This window comes from Promicromonospora sp. NPDC050880, from assembly GCF_044456525.1.
Lineage (GTDB): Bacteria > Actinomycetota > Actinomycetes > Actinomycetales > Cellulomonadaceae > Promicromonospora.
On record NZ_JBITFV010000010.1, the window covers coordinates 68,258 to 86,871 of the forward strand.

At 72.7% G+C, this 18,614-nt stretch carries 17 protein-coding genes and 2 pseudogenes; 13 read left to right on the top strand and 6 right to left on the bottom strand.

Going from position 1 to position 18,614, the window contains the following annotated elements; translation table 11 throughout:
• Positions 1-76: 76 nt before the first annotated feature.
• Together ACIBBF_RS16665 and ACIBBF_RS16670 are read left to right on the top strand one after the other, a co-directional pair.
• Complete coding sequence (locus ACIBBF_RS16665; protein WP_397415326.1) at positions 77-574, top strand: DUF2975 domain-containing protein; 498 nt, start codon at positions 77-79, stop codon at positions 572-574.
• A complete protein-coding gene (locus ACIBBF_RS16670; RefSeq protein ID WP_397415328.1) occupies positions 574-795 on the top strand; it encodes a helix-turn-helix domain-containing protein in 222 nt (73 codons plus the stop codon). The genes ACIBBF_RS16665 and ACIBBF_RS16670 overlap by 1 nt, the downstream gene beginning before the upstream one ends.
• Positions 796-861: 66 nt before the next feature.
• Here ACIBBF_RS16670 and ACIBBF_RS16675 read toward each other — a convergent pair whose 3' ends face one another.
• Positions 862-1,767: an AraC family transcriptional regulator N-terminal domain-containing protein gene (locus ACIBBF_RS16675; protein ID WP_397415330.1), complete on the bottom strand. Its 906-nt coding sequence runs from the start codon at positions 1,765-1,767 to the stop codon at positions 862-864.
• Positions 1,768-1,887: 120 nt separating this feature from the next.
• Here ACIBBF_RS16675 and ACIBBF_RS16680 point away from each other — a divergent pair, with 120 nt between their 5' ends.
• The 8 genes and pseudogenes from ACIBBF_RS16680 to ACIBBF_RS16715 all read left to right on the top strand — a co-directional run bounded on the left by ACIBBF_RS16680 (position 1,888) and on the right by ACIBBF_RS16715 (position 12,312).
• The gene (locus tag ACIBBF_RS16680) at positions 1,888-2,688 is read left to right on the top strand and encodes an SDR family NAD(P)-dependent oxidoreductase (RefSeq protein ID WP_397415332.1); all 801 of its coding nucleotides are present in this window, start codon (positions 1,888-1,890) and stop codon (positions 2,686-2,688) included.
• 139 nt (positions 2,689-2,827) lie between these two features.
• Positions 2,828-3,451 (top strand): hypothetical protein, encoded by a 624-nt coding sequence (locus ACIBBF_RS16685; RefSeq protein WP_397415334.1) that lies wholly within the window; start codon positions 2,828-2,830, stop codon positions 3,449-3,451.
• A 158-nt stretch (positions 3,452-3,609) separates the two neighbouring features.
• The gene (locus tag ACIBBF_RS16690) at positions 3,610-5,868 is read left to right on the top strand and encodes a fibronectin type III domain-containing protein (RefSeq protein ID WP_397415336.1); all 2,259 of its coding nucleotides are present in this window, start codon (positions 3,610-3,612) and stop codon (positions 5,866-5,868) included.
• Between the two features lie 103 nt (positions 5,869-5,971).
• Positions 5,972-6,583, top strand: a complete 612-nt coding sequence (locus ACIBBF_RS16695) for a hypothetical protein (RefSeq protein ID WP_397415338.1) — start codon at positions 5,972-5,974, stop codon at positions 6,581-6,583.
• On the top strand, positions 6,580-7,593 hold the full coding sequence (locus tag ACIBBF_RS16700; RefSeq protein WP_397415341.1) for a WxL protein peptidoglycan domain-containing protein: 1,014 nt from the start codon (positions 6,580-6,582) through the stop codon (positions 7,591-7,593). The genes ACIBBF_RS16695 and ACIBBF_RS16700 overlap by 4 nt, the downstream gene beginning before the upstream one ends.
• A 30-nt stretch (positions 7,594-7,623) precedes the next feature.
• Positions 7,624-8,454: pseudogene (locus tag ACIBBF_RS16705) on the top strand (hypothetical protein); the annotation flags it as partial.
• Positions 8,455-8,460: 6 nt separating this feature from the next.
• A pseudogene (locus ACIBBF_RS16710) lies at positions 8,461-9,945 on the top strand (glycoside hydrolase domain-containing protein); the annotation flags it as partial.
• A gap of 441 nt (positions 9,946-10,386) precedes the next feature.
• A complete protein-coding gene (locus ACIBBF_RS16715) occupies positions 10,387-12,312 on the top strand; it encodes a carbohydrate-binding protein (protein ID WP_397415600.1) in 1,926 nt (641 codons plus the stop codon).
• Here ACIBBF_RS16715 and ACIBBF_RS16720 read toward each other — a convergent pair.
• On the bottom strand, positions 12,309-13,565 hold the full coding sequence (locus ACIBBF_RS16720) for an MFS transporter (protein ID WP_397415344.1): 1,257 nt from the start codon (positions 13,563-13,565) through the stop codon (positions 12,309-12,311). The genes ACIBBF_RS16715 and ACIBBF_RS16720 overlap by 4 nt on opposite strands.
• A 32-nt stretch (positions 13,566-13,597) precedes the next feature.
• On the opposite strand from ACIBBF_RS16720, the gene ACIBBF_RS16725 reads away from it, so the two are divergent.
• On the top strand, positions 13,598-14,650 hold the full coding sequence (locus tag ACIBBF_RS16725) for a LacI family DNA-binding transcriptional regulator (protein WP_397415346.1): 1,053 nt from the start codon (positions 13,598-13,600) through the stop codon (positions 14,648-14,650).
• Between the two features lie 10 nt (positions 14,651-14,660).
• Here the strand turns inward: ACIBBF_RS16725 and ACIBBF_RS16730 are convergent, their stop codons facing one another.
• The 4 genes from ACIBBF_RS16730 to ACIBBF_RS16745 are packed head-to-tail and all read right to left on the bottom strand — an operon-like array spanning position 14,661 to position 17,545.
• Positions 14,661-15,509 carry a DUF899 family protein gene (locus ACIBBF_RS16730; protein WP_397415348.1) on the bottom strand — a complete coding sequence of 283 codons (849 nt, stop codon included), beginning with the start codon at positions 15,507-15,509 and terminating at the stop codon, positions 14,661-14,663.
• Positions 15,509-15,823, bottom strand: coding sequence for an ArsR/SmtB family transcription factor (locus ACIBBF_RS16735; protein WP_397415350.1), 315 nt, complete (start codon positions 15,821-15,823; stop codon positions 15,509-15,511). The genes ACIBBF_RS16730 and ACIBBF_RS16735 overlap by 1 nt, the downstream gene beginning before the upstream one ends.
• Complete coding sequence (locus ACIBBF_RS16740; RefSeq protein ID WP_397415353.1) at positions 15,820-16,293, bottom strand: SRPBCC domain-containing protein; 474 nt, start codon at positions 16,291-16,293, stop codon at positions 15,820-15,822. The genes ACIBBF_RS16735 and ACIBBF_RS16740 overlap by 4 nt, the downstream gene beginning before the upstream one ends.
• A gap of 16 nt (positions 16,294-16,309) precedes the next feature.
• Positions 16,310-17,545 (bottom strand): MFS transporter, encoded by a 1,236-nt coding sequence (locus tag ACIBBF_RS16745; protein WP_397415355.1) that lies wholly within the window; start codon positions 17,543-17,545, stop codon positions 16,310-16,312.
• Between the two features lie 212 nt (positions 17,546-17,757).
• Here ACIBBF_RS16745 and ACIBBF_RS16750 point away from each other — a divergent pair, with 212 nt between their 5' ends.
• On the top strand, positions 17,758-18,093 hold the full coding sequence (locus ACIBBF_RS16750) for a PadR family transcriptional regulator (protein WP_397415357.1): 336 nt from the start codon (positions 17,758-17,760) through the stop codon (positions 18,091-18,093).
• Positions 18,093-18,587, top strand: coding sequence for an HAAS signaling domain-containing protein (locus tag ACIBBF_RS16755; protein WP_397415359.1), 495 nt, complete (start codon positions 18,093-18,095; stop codon positions 18,585-18,587). The genes ACIBBF_RS16750 and ACIBBF_RS16755 overlap by 1 nt, the downstream gene beginning before the upstream one ends.
• The last annotated feature ends 27 nt before the right edge of the window (positions 18,588-18,614 follow it).

Below are 18,614 nucleotides of genomic sequence, written 5' to 3' on the forward strand. Positions count from 1 at the left end.
CGGTGGCCGGGAATGATCGCTCGAATATCGGTAGAAATCCATTGACAATCGATCGATGCGCGACGATGCTCGCTGCATGAGTCGCATCGTCTTCGGCATGCTCGCACTGTTGATCCTCGGCGGGATCGCCCTCGGCCTGTTCGCCCAGGTCGTGATCCTGCCCGGGATCGCGGCCGACGAGGTCAGGCACTTTCCACCGTACGAGCCCTACCGCGTGCCCCTCCTGGCCGCCGGGATCGCGTTCATCGCCTGCGTGCAGGTGTCGCTCGCCGCCCTCGGGGCCCTCGTCTTCCGTGCCCAGGCGGGCACCTTCTTCCGGCCGGGCACGCAGCCCTGGGTGATCGCGATCGGCGCGGCGGTCGGCGTCGCGACGCTGCTCACCGGCGGTTTCTTCCTGTACCTGACGTTCGTGGGGATCCCGATGCCCGACGAGGACATGGGGGAGCTGGGGCTGTGGATGGCGAGCGGCCTGGGATCCTTGGTCGGCGTCGCCCTGCTCGGTGTCGTCTTCGTGACCCATCGACTCGTCGAACGCGGGACGGACGCCCAGATCGAGCTGGACGGCGTGCTCTGATGGCGATCGTCGTCGAGATCGACGTGCTCCTGGCGAGACGGAAGATGTCCGTCGGCGACTTCGCCGATGCGATCGGCCTGAGTCCGGCCAACGTGTCGGTGCTGAAGAACGGCCGTGCGAAGGCGGTTCGGTTCTCGACCCTCAATGCGATCTGCGAGGTTCTCGGCTGTCAGCCGGGAGATGTGTTGCGGTGGGTCGACGAGGGCGACGAACCCGGCTGACACGCGCGGCAGCCTGCTGTCGGCGCTGAGAGCGAGCATGGTCCCGGACCTGCCCGCAGGGTGCGGTCAGCGCACGCTCGACCCGTTGAGCATGATCTGCTGACGTACCCACTCGGCGTCGGCGGCCGGCGGGCGGCCGTGCAGTGCGTGGTAGTCCCGGGAGAAGTGAGACGCGCTGCGGTACCCCACCGCGGCGGCCGCCTGGGCCGCGCTGTCACCCAGCACGACCATGCGGTGCCTGGCCTCGCCGAGCCGGAGCCGCCGGAGGTACTGCACGGGCGTCATCCCGGTGACCTGGCGGAACCGCGCGAACAGGGTGGACTCGCTCGTCCTGACTGCGGCGGCAAGGTCCGGCACCGACCAGGGCTCGGCCATCCGTCGGGTGAGCAGGGCGGTGGCCTCGGCGACGACGTCACCCTCGCGGTTCCCGACGGCGGCGAGGATCCGTGGCGCCTGGTCGGTCTGCAGCAGCCGCAGGACGACCTCTCGCGACACGAGCGGTGCGAGCACCGGGATGTCCTCGGGTGCGTCGAGGAGCCCGATCAGCCGAGCGAACGCGTCGGCAAGACCAGGCGTCCAGGTGCCGAGCCGGGCCGTGGGGGCGTCGTCCCGGTGCGGCCGGGGCATCGCCGCGGCGACCTCCGTCACGATCCGGGTGTCCAGCTGCCAGATCGCGGACACGAAGCCGGCGTCCGGGTCTGCCGAGACGACACCGGCGATCACGGGCAGGTCCACCGGCGTGATGATGAACCGCTCCCGGCCCCAGACGTCGTCGTCGTCCCCGACGATCGACCGCTTGCGACCCGCGAGCACCACCGAGAGAGAGGGCGTGTAACGCTGGTACCCGAGCTCGGTCGGCCGGGACACCTGCGACACCCGTAGGCCGATCCGGGTCGCGCGCTCCGCGTTGCCCATGGTGCGGAGCGCACTGGTCAGCGCACGGTCCAACCGGTCCGAGATGACGTGGTCCACACGCCCATTCTGCCCGGCCACGACGGGCAGGGCCGCCCTGCGGCGGGCGGCAGGGGATCCGGCAAGGAGTCTGGAGTTCCGGGCAATCCCTGACCCTCAGGGCCGGGCCACGATCCATTCATGCAGACGAATGATGCTCTCCTCGGCTCCCTGACCACCGACGACCGGCTGGCGGGTCGGACAGCGCTGGTCACCGGAGCCTCCAGCGGTATCGGTGAGGCGATCGCCAGGGTCCTTGCCGCATCCGGCGCGCACGTCGCCGTCGCCGGGCGGGACACCGACCGGACGCAGGCCGTCGTCGACGCGATCACCGCGGCGGGCGGATCCGCCGTCGCCGTGCTCGGGGACCTCGGTGCGGTACCGGACGACGTGCGTGCCCTCGCCGCCCGAGCCACCGAGGCGCTCGGCGGCAGGGTGGACATCCTGGTGAACAATGCCGGCGTCTACCCGAACGCGCCGACACCGGCGATCACCGACGACCAGATGGAGTCGCTCTGGGCCACGAACGTCCGGGCGCCGCACGTGCTCGTCGCCGCGCTCGCTCCGGCGATGGTCGCCCGCGGCTCGGGCGTCATCGTGAACGTCGGCTCGTGGATGGCCCGCGTCGGCGTGCCGATCATGGGCCTCTACCCGGCGACGAAGGCCGCTGTCGAACAGCTGACGCGTGCGTGGGCGGCCGAGTTCGGGCCCCACGGTGTACGGGTGTCGACCGTCGCACCGGGCGCGACGGCCACCCCCGGGAACGCCGGCTCGCGCGAGACGCTCGCGATGATGACCGCCGGGACGCCCGCCGGTGTGCCGGTGCGGCCGGTCGACATAGCATTCGCGGTCCGTTGGCTTGCGTCCGACGAGGCAGCCTTCGTCCACGGCGGGACGATCGACGTGGACGGCGGCCTGTCCACCACCCGGTTGCGTGGCTGAGGGGGCTCGCCGCCTCGCTGCCGCCCCGGCGGCAAGCTCGTCCTCGTGCTGTGAGCCGTGGCCCACGTCGGTCCGCGCGTTCGCCCGCCGGACACCTGGCGGCCACCACCGCATCATCGTGCCGGGCTTCACTACCGCGGTGACACAGGGGCGTACCAGATCCGGCATCGCGCTGCTCGTGGCCCTGGGCGCCGTGTCGTCCGGGTGCTCGGCCGGCGGGGGAGACATGACACCCGGCCCGACGGGCACCGCCTACGAGGTCGTGCCCGAGCCGGGGCGGACGATCGAGGTGACGCCGCCCGCGTCGGTGCCGGGCCTGGACGGGTACCGGATCGCCGCGATCATGCCTGACGACTCGGATGCCTCCGCGACCCTGCTGTCCGCCACCCGGGCGGTGGCCTCGGCGAACGGCGCGGACCTGCGTGAGTTTCCCGTCGAGGCGGAGGGCACGGATCCGGTCGGCGAGGCCCTGGACCGCGCGCTCGGCGTCGAGCCGGACCTGATCGTCGGGCTGGGGGACGGTGTCGTGGACGTGTTCGGCTTCGAGAGCGCGCAGCGCCTCGACCAGCAGTTCCTCGTCGTCGGTGCGCAGCTCGCCGAGCCGACCGGGAACGTCACCGCCGTGATCTGGGACGGTGCGACCTCGCGCGGTTCCGCGGAGGATCGCGGCCAGGACGCGCTCGAGGCGGGGCTGGCGAGCATCCAGGACGGCGTCACCGGTGTCGTGCTGCACCTCGGCCGGGTGGCGGAGCGGCCGCGCTGACATCGCGTGCGACGGCGTCCGGTGATCCTTCCTCTGCGCGGCACCTGGTGTTCATCGGAACGTCCTGACCAGGTCATCTGAGGTGAGCAGGGTGGCGGTCGGCGCCATGGACGCGCTCCCATCCCGCTGCACGGAACTCAAGATTGGCGTGTGACCTCTTGCTGAAGACCACGGCGTCGCCGACTCCTGTCGGCCACTCGCGCAAGCACAGGAGCGGACGGCGCCGGCTCGCGGGCCTCGCTCTCCTCTCGGTCCTGGCGGGAGGTCTCGCCGCCTCGCTCCCCGCCACCGCGGCCGGCGTCCAGCCGGTCCGTGCCGAGGCGGAGGCCGCCGCGGGCGAGGCGCTCCTCACGACCGCCGACGCCTGGAAGTACTCGGACGACGGCACGGACCCGTCGGGCGACGGATCGCTGTCGTGGACCACCGCCGGCTTCGACGACTCCGCGTGGGACGAGGCCGTCGGGCCGTTCGGGTCGAAGCGCGGCGCTGCGGACCTCGGGAGCGGCTTCGTCGCGAACACGTTGCTCCGGTACCGGCTGGACGGTTCGGAGAACACCGTGCCGACCTACCACCTCCGCACCGGGTTCGAGGTCTCGGAGGCGCAGCTCGCCCAGCTCGACTCGCTGACGGGGACGATCACGTACGACGACGCCGTGCGCGTCTACGTCAACGGGACGAAGGTCGCCGGGTTCGTGGACGGCCGCGTGGCGCAGGCCGCGAACCAGAACGTCACCTACGCGGGAGCCAGCAACGGCGACCCGCTGACCAGCACGTTCACGGTCCCGGCGGACGTGCTCGAGCCCGGTGCGAACACCATCGCCGTCGCGCTCTACCAGGACCGCGAGACCAGCAGCGACATCTACCTCGACCTGGCGTCGCTGGCCCCGGCGGAGCCGGCCGCCGAACCGGAGATCGCGGACGTCGCCCTCCACGTGGGCGCCACCCAGGCCGAACGCAACCTGACCTGGTACTCGACCGCCGACGTGCCGCAGGTCGCCCAGCTCGCGAGGGCGGCGGACGTCGTCGACGGTGCCTTTCCCGCGTCGGCCCGCACGATCGAGCCGACGCAGGGCGGTGAGACCACGAGCGGTGAGTTCTTCCGGGACGTGACCTTCGACGGCCTGGAGGAGAACACCGAGTACGTCTACCGCGTCGGCAGCGCGGAGACCGGCTGGTCCGACGCCCACACCTTCCGCACGCAGGACTTCTCGGGCGACTTCTCCTTCCTGTTCTTCGGCGATCCCCAGGTGGGTGCGTCCGGGAACCTGGCTGCCGACGAAGCCGGCTGGATCGACACGCTGAACGTCGCGACGCAGACCTACCCGGACGCCGAGCTGCTGTTCTCGGCGGGCGACCAGGTCAACACCGCCTCGAGCGAGGCCGAGTACGACACCTTCCTGAAGCCCGAGCAGGTCCGCAGCGTCCCGCTGGTGGTGACCAACGGCAACCACGACGTCGGGTCGAAGGCGTACGAGCAGCACTTCAACGTGCCGAACGAGGACCTGGCGTCCGGTGCGGCGTCCAACGGGACGTCGTCGGGCGGCGACTACTGGTTCCTCTACAAGGACGTGCTGTTCGTCAACATCAACTCGAACAGCCGCGACTACGGCTCCCACAACGCCTTCCTGGAGAAGGTCGTGGCGGAGCAGGGCGACCGGGCGAGGTGGAAGGTGCTCGCCTTCCACCACTCGATCTACTCGGTGGCCGCGCACACGAACGACAGCGACATCATCGACCGGCGTGCCAGCATGCCGGCGAAGATCTCCGAGCTGGGCTTCGACATGGTGCTGATGGGGCACGACCACAACTACACGCGCAGCTACCTGATCAAGGACGGCGAGCTCGCCGACCCGGCCGAGGTCGCCGGCCAGGAGCGTGTCGAGGCCGAGGACGGCGAGGCCCTGTACGTCACGGCGAACTCGGCCAGCGGTTCGAAGTACTACGACACCCGGGCGCCCGAGGCGTGGTTCGCCTCGGTGATCAACCAGGAGAAGGTGCGCAACTACTCGGCGATCGAGGTCACCGACGAGACGATCACGGTGCGCACCCTGCGCAGCCAGGCCAACGGCGTCGCCCTCCCGGTGAACAGCGTCGTGGACGAGGTCGTGCTCGCCAAGGCGGACGACGCCACCGAGCCGGACGTGTCGGTGGACGTCTCGACGCGCGTGCTGGCGGGCACGCAGTACGTGTCGACGGTCGTCACGAACGACGAGGACGTCCCGGTGGACGTCGTGGTGGAGACCGCCTACGGGACCAAGTCGTTCGCTGCCGTGCAGCCCGGGCGGTCGGCGAGCGTGTCGATGAGCTCGCGTGCGACGTCCGTCCCGGCCGGCGAGGTGACGGTCACCGTCACGGGGCGGATCGGCGGCGAGACGGTGACGACGACGAGGACCGCCTCCTACCCGGCCGCCGGCTGAGCCGCAGCGCCCGCACCAGCACACCCGAACCAGCACGCCCGAACCCTCACGCGACGCCGTGCGGCCTCGCGACGACAGGACCCGGAACCAGGAGAGAACGAACGTGGACAAGAACACCCTCGTGCTGCGCGGCAGCGTGATCGCCTTCGGCGCCGCGCTGCTCGCGTCGGCGGGCTCGGCCGCCATGGCCGACGACGACCAGAACACCCGGAGCGTCGACGTCGGCGTGGAGATCGAGCCGCTCACCGGCCCGGGATCCCTCGCGATGACTGTCGAGAGCGACTCGACCGTCCTCACCGAGGGCCGGTCGACGGGGCTGGAGCGCGTCTTCACCGGCACCCTGCCGAAGGTCACGGTGACCGACACCCGTGCGCCCGGCGACATCCCGGACGGCGCCTTCTGGTACGTGATGGGCACCGCGAGCGACTTCCACGACGAGGTGGGCGAGAACACGATCGAGGCGAGCCACCTCGGCTGGTCGCCCCGGCTCGTCGCGGGGGAGGGCGAGGGGGAGCCCTTCGTCGAGGTCGGCGGCGACGTGGCTCCGTCGGACCCGGGTCTGGGTGACCAGGAGCTGCTGTACCTCGCGGAGTCGGCCGACGCCAACGCCGCGGGCGGCAGGTTCAGCGCGGTCGCCGACCTGGACCTCGTGGTCCCGGCGGACGTGACGGCCGGAAGCTACTCCTCGACGATCACCCTGTCGTTGTTCGAGTGAACGCGCTCGCCACGCTCGCCGGCCTGACGCTCGTCGCCGCCTCGGCACTCGTGGCCGCGCCTGCCGCCGCCGAGGGCGACGCCGTGACGTGGTCGGTGCGTCCCGGGGACGAGAACGGCGAGGACGGTCGTGCCTGGGTCGAGTGGGAGGCGGATCCCGGTCAGTCGCGCACCGAGCACATGGTCGTCACCAACCACGGCGACGAGACGGTGGAGTTCCGGCTGTCGTCCGCGGACGGGTACTTCACCGAGACCGGCCGCTTCAACATGCTGCCCTCCGACCAGGAGTCGGTCGCGGCCGGTCGCTGGATCGAGCTGCCGGAGAGCGTGACCGTCCCCGGGGGCGCGGCCGAGGTGGTGCCGTTCACCGTCACCGTCCCGGACGACGCCGAGCCGGGCGACCACGCCGCGGGCGTCGCCGCGAGCGTGCACTCGACGGGCGGGGGCGAGGTCGGGGTCGAGTCGCGGGTCGGGTTCCGGGTGATGACACGGGTCACGGGCGAGCTCGACCCGTCGCTCGGCCTGGCGGCGTCGGCCTCCTACACGGGCCGTCCGAACCCCTTCGAGGCGGGCGTGGTCGAGGTCGCGTACGAGCTCCGGAACACGGGGAACATGCGTCTGGACACCCGGCCCGAGATCACCCTGTCCGGCCCGTTCGGCCTCCGCGATCGCACCGTGCAGGGGGCGGAGATCGTCGAGATCGCGCCGGGGCAGACGCGGCACGGGACCGTCCGCCTCACGGACGCCTGGCCGCTCGGCGCCTACGACGTGACCGTGGTGGCGCGGCCCCTGCCCGTCTCCGACGAGCTCTCGTTCGGCGGCGTCGAGCCGGCGAGCGCGCGGACGACCGTGCTCGCGATGCCGTGGCCGCAGCTGCTCGTCCTGCTCCTGGCGGCGCTCCTGGCGACCTGGTCCGTCCTGCACCGTCGTCGCGGCCGGCGGCGGACCGAGGAGCTGGTCGCACGGGCGCGCGCGGAGGCGCTCGCCGAGGCCGGCGTCCCCCACCCCTGACACCCCACCGAGCCGGAGAAACCACTGGTCATGTCCCACGCACCTCGTCCAGCCCGTCTGCTCGCCGCGCTCGCGGCGCTCGCCCTGACCGGAACCGGTCTCGCCGGCGTCTCCGCCGGCGCAGGACCGGCCGCCGCCGCGGCGGTGGACGAGACCGACTACGCCGGTCTCGTCAACCCCTTCGTCTCGACCGAGGACGACTTCGGCCAGGACCTCGTCGGCGCCGAGGCACCGAACTCGATCGTCAAGATCAACCCGATGACGGCTCCGGGCCGCTCGCACTCGGGCTACGACCACGCCGAGGACCAGATCGCAGGCTTCACGCACACCAACCTCAACGGCGTGGGCGGCTCGGGCGCCGGTGGCGACCTCCTCGTCGTGCCGACCTACCAGGAGTACACGAGCCGCCCGGGGACCGGCACGTACGCGAAGGACTACAGCCACGCGGACGAGGAGGCCGAACCGGGGTACTACGCCGTCGACCTCGCGACCGACGCCGGCGCGATCCGCGCCGAGGCCACCACGGACGTGCGCACGGGGCAGGACCGCTTCACGTTCCCGGCGGCCGGGACCGCCTCCCTCGTGCTCGACCTGCGCAACAACTTCACGAGCCGCAAGGGCGCCTCGCTCGGGTACGAGACGCTGGACGACGGGCGCGTCGCGCTCTCCGGCGACTTCACGGGCCACTTCAACGGCTACGACTACCGGATGTACTACTACGTCGAGACGACGGCCCCGGCCACGGGCGTGCGCACCTGGGCCGGACCCGGTGACCTCACCACGCAACCGCAGCGCGAGGGCACCGACGTCGGCGCGGTCGTCGACTTCGAGGTCGAGGCGGGGCAGCAGGTGGGGCTCACGGTGGCCGTGTCACCGATCAGCGTCGAGCAGGCGAGGACCGACCTGGCCGCCGAGATGGGGGACCGCTCCTTCGAGCAGGTGCGCGCGGAGACGCGGGCCGCGTGGAACGAGATCCTCGGCCGGCTCGCCGTGACGGCGTCCGCCACGAGCGATCCGGACGGCGAGCTGCGAACGCTGTTCTACACGCACCTGTACCGCATGTTCGGGACCCCGGTGAACGCGACGAGCACGAGCGGCACGTACCGCGGCCTCGACGGCGAGGTGCACCAGGCCGACGGTGACACGCACTACGACGGCTGGGGGTTCTGGGACGACTTCCGCAAGTACGAGATCCTCGCCGTCGGGTACCCCGAGGTGTTCCGCGACATGGCCCAGTCGGTGGTCGACCTCTACGGATCGTTCGCGAGCACCGGAAAGGGCTCCTTGTCGAACGTCACCCACTCGGTGCCCACCGTACGGTTCGAGCGCGCGGCCGTCGTCGTGGCGGACGCGATCGCCAAGGGCGCGCAGCTGCGCGGCCTCGCCCAGGCCTGGCCCGCCCTCGTCTCGCAGTCGCAGGGCGGGTACGCCGACGAGGGGAACGCACGCCGCGGCTACATCGCGAACGAGGTGGACGACACGCTGGGCACCGCCTACGACGACCGCGCCATGGCGATCATCGCCGACGCGCTCGGGAAGACGGACGAGGCGCAGCGGTACCGTCTGCGCGCCGCCAACTGGACGAACCTGTTCAAGCCGGACGCCGTCACCCTGGCCGACGGCACCACGACCGGACTGATCTTCCCCAAGGACGCGAACGGCGCCTGGGTCGACGCGGACCCCGAGCGGTTCGAGGCCGCGAATCTCTACCAGGGCACGCTGTGGCAGTACCACTGGTACACCGCGGCCGACATGGGCGGGCTCATCGGCAAGATGGGCGGCGAGGAGACCGCGCGGAAGGCGCTCGGCTTCATGTTCGGCGAGCACGCGCCCGAGGACGGCAGGCGCATGCTGCACGCCAACGCGAACGAGATCGACCTGCAGGCGCCGTACCTGTTCAACTACGTCGGCGCCCCGGCCAGGACCCAGCACTGGGTGCGGAGCATCTACACGAAGGAGACGTGGAACCGCTACATCGCGACCGGCAGCACGGGCGAGGCGCCGTCGAGCGGTGGTGAGCTCACCCCGCCGGTGCGGACGAAGGTGTTCCGGAACGATCCGCAGGGCTTCCTGCCCACGATGGACAACGACACCGGAACCATGTCGTCCACGTTCGTCGCGGCCGCACTGGGCCTGTTCCCCGTGGCCGCCGGATCCGACGAGTACCAGATCGGCACGCCGTTCTTCGAGAACGTGCGGATCAGCTATCCCACCGGCCGGACCTTCGAGATCTCCGCGGACGGGGTGTCGCCCGAGGCCTACTACATCCAGTCGGCACGCCTGAACGGTGCGTCGTTCGAGCGCACCTGGGTGACGTACGACCAGCTCACCGCCGGGGGCGAGCTGAGCTTCCGGATGGGGGAGGAGCCCTCCGGCTGGGCCGCCGACGCGGTGGCGGCACCGTCGCTGAGCGACGAGCTGCCGAGCTCGGTCTACGACCCGATCAGCGCCGTCTCGGTGTCGTCGCGGACGTTCACCGAGGCGCAGGCCGGTGACGGGTCGATCGGCAACAGCATCGACCTGACGCTCGCGAACGGCACGTTCGCCGACGGCGACAGCCTCGCGGACGCCGTCACCGCCGACAACGTGCCCGCGGGGCTGACCCTCGTCACCGAGCGGACGGGCGACCGCCGCGTGCGGCTGTCGCTCGAGGGCTCGGCGGAGCGCTCCGGGGAGCTCGACGGCATCGACGACCTCACGGTCGCGATCTCCGAGGAGGCCTTCTCGCGCCCGCCCTCGACCGGCAGCCGTGAGCTCGTGTTCCGGGTGGACTTCGACGGCCCGAGGCTGACGATGGACCGGACCCGGCTCACGGCGGCCGCCGACGGTGCGGTCGACGTCTCCGCGACGCTCACGCTGACGGGCGCCCGCTTCGTGGGGGCGGCCGGGCGGGACCTCGTCGCGGACGGCGCGCTGGCGCTCCCCGGTGTCCCCGCGGGCGTGGCGGCGACCGCGATCCTGGACGACGCGCACCGGGTGACGCTGCGGCTGACCGGTTCGCTCGGCGACGCGCAGCGCGCCGCCTTCGGCCTGGACCTCGCCGACACGGCCTTCGACGCGACGCCGGCGGCGAGCGTCCGGAGCGACGGCATCTCCGGCCTGGCGACCGTCACCGTCGAGCGGGACCAGCGGTGGCGGGAGCGGCTCGGCGCGCTGCTGGCCGAGGCCGGGCTCGTCGTCCGCGGGGCGTACTCCTCGGCGTCCTTCTCCGCGTTCACGGCGGCCCGGGACGGCGCGACGCAGGTGCTCGCGACCGAGTCGGCGTCGGACGACGACCTGCGGGCGGCGCTCGACCGGCTCACACGGGCGGCGGACGCCCTGCGGATCACGCCGACGCCCTACCGGGTGCTCGAGGCGGAGGAGTTCGACGACTCCTCGGGCGGACGGCTGAGCCCGGAGAACGGCAACATCGGCGGCGTCCAGGTCGGTTCCTGGATCGCGTTCGACGGCCTCGACTTCGGCGCGAAGCTCCCCGAGCGGGTCAGGGTGCGCTACGCCAACCACCCCGACGACAGCGCCACGGACGAGCGTGTCGAGGTGCGCGTCGGTGCCGTGGACGGTCCCGTCGCCGCCACGGTCGACCTGGACGTCACCGGCGGGTGGGACGACTACGTCACCGCCGAGGCGGCGGTCGACCGCCCCGAGGTGCTCGACGGATCGAACCGCGTCTACTTCGTCTTCGCCGGCACGCCCGACCCGGCCCAGCCGAACTCGTGGGTCGCGAACGTCGACCTGGTGCAGTTCCTCGCGACGGCCGAGGACGGCCCGGTGACGGCCGAACCCGTGCGGATCGAGGCCGAGACCTATGACGCCGACAACGGCAACGGCCTGAAGAAGGAGGGCGGTGAGCCGCCCGCCGGCAACGTCGGTGGCACCTGGGACGGGGGCCGGCTGACCTACGACAGCCGGGATCTCGGCCCGGACCCCCTCACCCGGGTCACGGTCAGCGCATCCACCCGCGACGAGCGCGTGGGCGACAACCGCCGGCTCGAGCTCTATCTCGACGAGGTGAGCGAGGCGACGCGCGTCGGGACGGTCGAGCTGCCGAAGACCGGCGGGTGGGCCAGCTACGTGGAGACGACGGCGGAGCTGGACGAGCCGGTCTCCGGCACGCACACGCTGTTCGTCGTCATGCGGGCGGACGCCGTCCCGGGGCAGGAGTTCAACTACGTCGCGAACCTGCAGTGGTACGAGTTCGGCCCGGATCCCCAGGAGGTCCCGGAGGTCGACCTCACGGGCCTGAACGAGGCCATCGCTGCCGCCGGACCGCTGCTCGCCCGCGAGGACCGGTACGTCTCCATCGACTTCGCCGTCTTCCGCGCCGCGCTCGACGAGGCCAGGCGGGTCGCCGCGGCCGACCGGCCGACGCAGGACGAGGCCGACGAGGCGCAGCGCGTGCTCGACGCCGCAGCGGGCCAGCTGGCGTGGAGGGCCGCCCGGCAGGTGTCGGTGTCCGCCACGACGCGCACCCTGGTGGGCAAGCAGTACGTGTCCGTCGCGGTGACGAACGGCGCGGACATCGCCCTCGACCTCGAGGTCGAGACGCCCTACGGCTCGCGGTCGTTCACCGCGGTGCAGCCGGGAGCGTCGGCGAACGTGTCGATGAGCTCGCGCCAGGCGTCGATCCCGGCCGGCGAGGTGAGGGTCACCGTCACCGGGCAGGTCGGCGACGAGACCGTCACGGCCGACAGGACGGCGTCCTATGCGGCTGCGGGCTAGGCGGACGGCTCGCCGCCGGCGCCTCGCCTGGCGGCCCAGGCGCTGACCGGTGCCGCGGTCACGGTGAAGACCAGGGCGAGCGCGGCGACGCCCAGCAGAGCCCCGCGCAGGTCGCTCTCCTCGGCCAGCAGGCCCACGTACGCCGGGCCGAGCAAGAAGCCCAGGTAGGCCGTGGTGGCGACCCGGGAGGTGGCCCGGCCGTGCCGGGCGGGGTCGGTGCGGCGCAGGCTGCGGCTGAGCAGCGTGGGGAAGAGCGTCGCGGTGCCCAGGGCGGCCAGCACCAGCCCGGCCAGGGCTACCGCGACCGAGGGCGCGGTAGCAAGCAATGCGGTGCCCGCGGTGGCCAGCACGCCGCCGCCGAGCAGCACCGCGGTGGGGTGGCTGCGGGACAGGCGGGCCAGGCTCAGGCGCGCGAGCGCGGCGGTGGCGGCAAAGGCTGCCGGGGCGGCGGCCGCCAGCTGGGGTGGTGCAGCGAAGGTGTCGGTGAGCATCACCGCACCCCAGCTCTGGTGGGCGTTCTCGATGGCGTACGCCAGGGCCGCCACCAGCCCCACGACCAGCAGGGGCGAGGCGGGGCCGGTCCGGCGCAGCGCGTGCCGGAGCCCGGCACCGCCGTCGTCGGCATCGGTGGGGGTGCCGGTGCCGCTCGGCGGAGCCGGCACGTGCAGCGACGTGCTGGTCCGCCACGCGACCGCCGCCAGGGCGAGCATCACCACCGCGACCACGGTGAACGTCGCGGTCGGCGTCAGTCCTGCGCCCAGCAGCGCACCCGTGGACAGGCTGGCGACGACCACGCCCACGGAGAACAGTCCGTGGGACCGGGTGAGCAGGGGTCTGGCGGTCGCGTGCTCGGCGCGCCCGGCGAGGGTGTTGATGGCCACGTCCGCGGCGCCGGAGGCGGCGCCGACCACGAGCATGCCGATGACCAGCGGCACCATCCCGTGGGCGCCGGTGGTGATGAGCAGGCCGGTACCCGCCAGCGCCGCCAGCAGCCACGCCGCGACGCGGAGCCCGAAGCGGTCCACCGCCCGCCCGGTGAAGGCCATGGACGGCAACGCCCCCAGGCCGACGAAGAGCAGGGCGGTGCCGAGCTGGCCGTCGCTGACGCCTGCCTGGGTGCGCAGCGCCGGCAGGGCAGCCCCCCACGCACCCCAGAAGATTCCGAACGCGGCGAACGCCGTGTAGGGCGCGTAGGTGGCACGAGCGTCGAGGAGCAGTGGCCCCTGCTCGGGGCGGACCGGGTCGCGACTCATGGACCGTAACGATACACAGGTATGCTGTGGCCGTGTCCACACCTGCCCGCCGTCGCCCCACCGTGAAGGACGTGGCCGCGCGGGCGGGCGTCGCGCCGATGACGGTCTCCTACGCCTTCAACCACCCCGCGCGCGTGGCCGAGGCCACCCGGAACCGGGTGCTGGAGGCCGCCGCGCAGCTGGGCTACCGCCCCGACAGCACCGCGCGCGCCCTGCGCTCGGGGCGCACCCGGCAGCTGGGCGTGGTGGTCGGCGAGCACCTGTCCTACCTCTTCGACGACCCGCAGGCGGCGCAGTTCCTGGCCGGGATCTCCGACGTCTGCGTCGGCGAGGACACGGGACTGGTGCTGATCCCCACCCGAGGGGACGCCTCCGACGTCGACCGGGTGCTGGCCGCGGCCGTGGACGGTTACGTGCTGTGGACCACGGTGGCCGACGACCCGGTGCTCGCCGCCGTCGCCGGTAGCGGGCGACCCGCCGCCATCCAGGGTGGTCCCGCCCACCCGGGGGTCGCGTGCATCGGGCCGGACGACCGCGCGGCCGCCGCGGCGGTCGCGGCGGCGACGCCGCTGGCCGAGGCCACCCCTGTCGTCATCGGCTTCCCGCTGGACCGGCGTCGTACGAGCGGCATCCTGCGCGGCCGCGACCTGCCGGCCGACCTGACGGACCCGCAGGCGGTCCCGTTCCCCGTGACCGGGGCTCGGCTGGCCGGCTACCGCGATGCGGTGACGCAGGCCGGGCACGACTGGGACGACGTGCGCGTCGCCGTGGTGGAGCGCAACCAGCGCGCACGGGGTGAGGATGCCGCCGCGGCGCTGTTCGAGACGCTGGACGGTTCCGGGCCGGTGGTCGTGCTGGCGATGAGCGACGAGCTGGCGCTGGGGGCCCGTCTCGCCGTGAGCCGCGTGCCGCGCGAGGTGGTGCTCACCGGGTGGGACGCCTCACACGAGGCCGCCACGGCAGGAGTCTGGTCGGTGGCGGCCTCGCTGCGCGAGCAGGGTCGTGCGTGTGCGCGAGCGGCCCTGTCGGGCGAGACCACGGGCCAGGCGGTGCCGTGGACCGTGGTGGGGCCCGGTCGCGGATAGTCGCAGTGCGTCAGTGGCAGTGCGGTGCCACGGGCGGGTGGCCGGGGCCGACGGGCCCGAGGTCGTCGTCGTGCCCGGCGGCCAGGCGGGGCCACTGGCTGATCGGGCGGCCCGACCAGTCCGGCGCGGGCGTCCACTCCGGTGCGCCGGCGGTGGTGCGCCCGCTGACGCAGCCCTGCGGCCAGCCGGCAGGTGAGTCCTCCCAGGACTCCTGGCGGCCCCAGACCGTGAGGTCCATGAGCGCGTAGCTGTGGTCCATGGCCTGCACGCCCCGCCGGCTCGTCCAGTAGGTCTCGAAGACCCGGTCGCCGTCGCGGACGTAGCCCACCAGGTAGAACATGCCGGGCTCGCGACCGCCCAGCAGCGTCTCGAGGGACGGCTGGGCGGAGTACCAGGGCATGGTCCAGCCCATGAAGTCACGGTAGCGCCGGCTCGCGTCGTACGACCGGTGAGCGTCCTGCGGGCCGTACGTCACGTTCCGGCCCTGGAGAAGGACCGCGAAGGTGATGTCGCGCGTGTGCAGCGCCGAGAGGTCGGACACCTGGTTCGTGAAGAACGTGCAGCCCTCGCACTGGTCGGCCGCCGGATGGCCCGGCCACCACATGAAGTAGTAGGCCAGCAGCTGGCGGCGCCCTTCGAACGCGTCGAGGAGCGTCACGGGCCCGTCGGGGCCGAGCAGCTCGGAGCCGCCGTCCACCTCGACCATCGGCAGCCGGCGACGGGCCGCGGCGATCGCGTCCGCCTCGCGCGTGTGGGCCTTCTCCCGTTGCCGCAGCACCTCGATCTCGTGCTCGTAGGCCGCCCGGTCGGCGGGCCGCGGCAGGCCCGCACCGGCGAGGGCCGCGCCTCGGGCGGCCATCAGAGGTCCTCCGCGATCGCCTTGATGTCCCCGAGACGCCGCTCCCAGGCGGTGCCGATGGCATCCAGGCGCCGGGCGGTGGCGCTGAGCTCGGCGCCCAGCACCCGGTACCGCACCTCGCGGCCGACCGGGACCTGCTCGACCAGCCCGACCCCCTGGAGGATCTTGAGGTGCTTGGTGATCGCCTGGCGGCTGATCGGCAAGGTGGCGGCCAACGTGGACGCAGAGGCCGGGGCCTCACCCAGGCTGGTCAGGATGTTCCAGCGGTTCTCGTCACCGAGCGCAGCGCACATCGGAACCAGTGCTTCCTTCATCGCAGTGCCTCCATCGCCGCGACCAGCCGGTCCAGCTGCTCGTCCCAGCCGAGGCGGTGGCTCTCCAGGTTGCCCGCAGGGTCGGTGGTCGTCTCGAACCCCGTCTCGACCACGGTGAGCCGGGTACCGTCGGCCACCGGCTCGAGCGTGAAGGTGAAGACCGTCGAGTGCGCGGGGTCCATCTCGCTCGGGACGCTCTCGGCGGCGTCGTCGTTGCACCACCGGTAGGAGACGGCCCGCGGTGGGTCGATCGCCTCGACGCGGATCGGGATGCCGGGCTCGTCCGGCCACGTGACGGTGCCGTGGGCGCCGCGGCCGTCGCCGACGAGTACGGTGCGCCCGAACCAGCGGGAGATGTGCTCCGGCTCGGTGACGGCGGTCCACACCTTCTCCACCGGGGCGGCGATCCGTATCGTCCGGCGCACGGTGAACGTGTCCTGCTCGGCGACGGACAGCGGATTCTCGGTCATGTCGTTCATCCTCTCCTCAGGCGGACTGGCTGTGCGCGGCGATCGGTTCGACCGCCTGCGGTACGTCGTGGGCGGCGGGTTCGTGCGGGCGGAGCCGGCCGGTCGCGACGGCCACGACCACCGCGGCCGCCGCGACCGCGGCTCCGGCGAGGACGGCGGCCTCCAGGCCGGCCCGTCCGATCGCCGCACCCCCGAGCAGGGCGCCGACGGCGTCCCCGGCATTGCTGGCGGACGCCGGCAGCGAGGCCGCCAGGGCGGCGCCGGGCCCCGCCAGGCTCATCACCCGGCTCTGCATCGCGGGTGCCATCCCCATCGCGAACAGCCCCACGCCGACGATGCCCAGCACGGCGAACGCGACCTGCCCGCCGAGGAGGAACATGGCCAGCAGCGAGATCGTCAGCCCGACCGTCCCGCACTGCAGGGCGAGGGGGGCGTGCGCATCGGCGAAGCGCGACCCCACCGCGGAGCCCGCGGTCGTGGCCACCCCGAACGCGAACAGCACCCCCACGACCAGCGGGCCGGTGACGCCGGTGACCTCGCCCAGGTACGGCACCAGGTACGTCAGGGCCGACTGGACGCCGGCGAAGACCAGGCAGCACAGCGCCAGCACGGCGAGCACCCGCGGTGCGAACGCGTGGCGCAGCTGGGCACCGGCCGTCCGGCTCGCGCGCGCCACCGGGACCGGGGGCAGGACCACCAGGGCGGCCAGCACGATCCCGGCCCCGATCACCGCGAGCCCCACGAACGAGGTCCGCCACCCGAGCTCCCGTCCCAGCAGCGACGCGAGCGGCATGCCCACGGCGCTCGCGGCGGCGAAGCCGGTGATCACCACGCCCATCGCGCGGCCGGCACGCTCGCGGGGCACGACGCTCTCCAGCGCGGTGAGCGCGGCGGCGACGAACAGGCCCTCGGTCGCTCCGACCCCGGCCCGTGCGACGAGGAACAGCGTGTAGTCGGCCACCAGCACCGGCATCAGGTTGAGCAGCGCGAACGCCGCCACGGCGCCGACCAGCACCGCCCGGCGGTCGAGGTGTGCGGTGGCGAGCGCGAGCAGCGGGCCGCCCACCGCCATCCCCAGCGCGAAGGCGGTCACCAGCGTGCCGGTCACGGGGATCGAGACGGCCAGGTCGGCCGAGATCAGGTCGAGCATGCCCATGACGAGCAGCTCCGCGCTGCCCATCGCGAACGCCCCCACGAACAGCACGACCAGGACCGCTGAGGTCCCGCCGCGGGGTCTGCCGATCGGTGCCATGACGTCCTCCCTGGATATGTGTGCAACCTCAGGGTTGCACACCGATCTCAGAAATGCAACCTTGCGGTTGCAGATCGGCAAGGGGGGCGGTGCACCTTCGTCATGGTCCGCACCCGTTCGGGGGTGTCGCTCACGGAGCTCGTGACCAGAAGGTGGCCGGGGCGAGGTGCGGCGGCTATCTTGTGTCGCAAGGAACTGCTATCTTGTGTCGCATGGTACCGACACCGGACATCGTCCTGACGCAGCTCCGCAAGGGAGTCGTGGAGTACTGCGTCCTGGCGTGCCTGCGCTCCGGACCGGCCTACGGGCTGGAGCTGGCCGAACGACTCGGCACGGACAGATCCTTGCTGACCAGCGAGGGGACGCTGTACCCGCTGCTGTCCCGGCTGCGCCAGCAGAGCTGGGTCACCACCACCCAGGTCCCCTCCGCGGTGGGCCCGCCGCGCCGCTACTACGAGATCACCGACGAGGGCCGGGCCGCCCTCGAGACCTTCACCGCCACCTGGTCCCGTTTCACGACCGATGTCCGCGCGACCCTGGAGTCCTGATGACCACCACCCCTGACCTTCCTACGACGGTCGAGGCCTACCTCGCCGACCTCGACCGCGCCCTGGCGTCCGCCGATCCGCGGGAACGTGCGGAGACGGTGGCGGCGGTGCGTGAGCACGCCGTCGAGTCGCTCGCCCGGCACGGCAGCGGCGACGAGTCGGCCCGCCGCGTGCTCGACGAGCTGGGTCCCGTGGAGGCCATCGCGGCCGAGGTGACACCCGCACCGACGCCAGCGGCCCCGGCCGCGAGGGTCGAGGCCGTCGACGTGGTGCTCCCTCTCCTCGCCGTCGTCGTCTGGCCGCTGGCGCCGGTCACCCTCGTGTGGGCTGTGGTCCGGATGCGGGCGGGCGTGGGAAACCGGGCGCTGCAGTGGCTGACCATCCTGCTCAGCGCCATCCCTACCCTGGGTGGCCTCCTGCTCCTCCTGCTGCACCGCCTGAGCTCGGTGTCGGCGGAGGGCTGGTTCCAGGCGATGACCACCGTGGCCGGGTGACCCCACAGGCCGGTCACCCTGCACCGC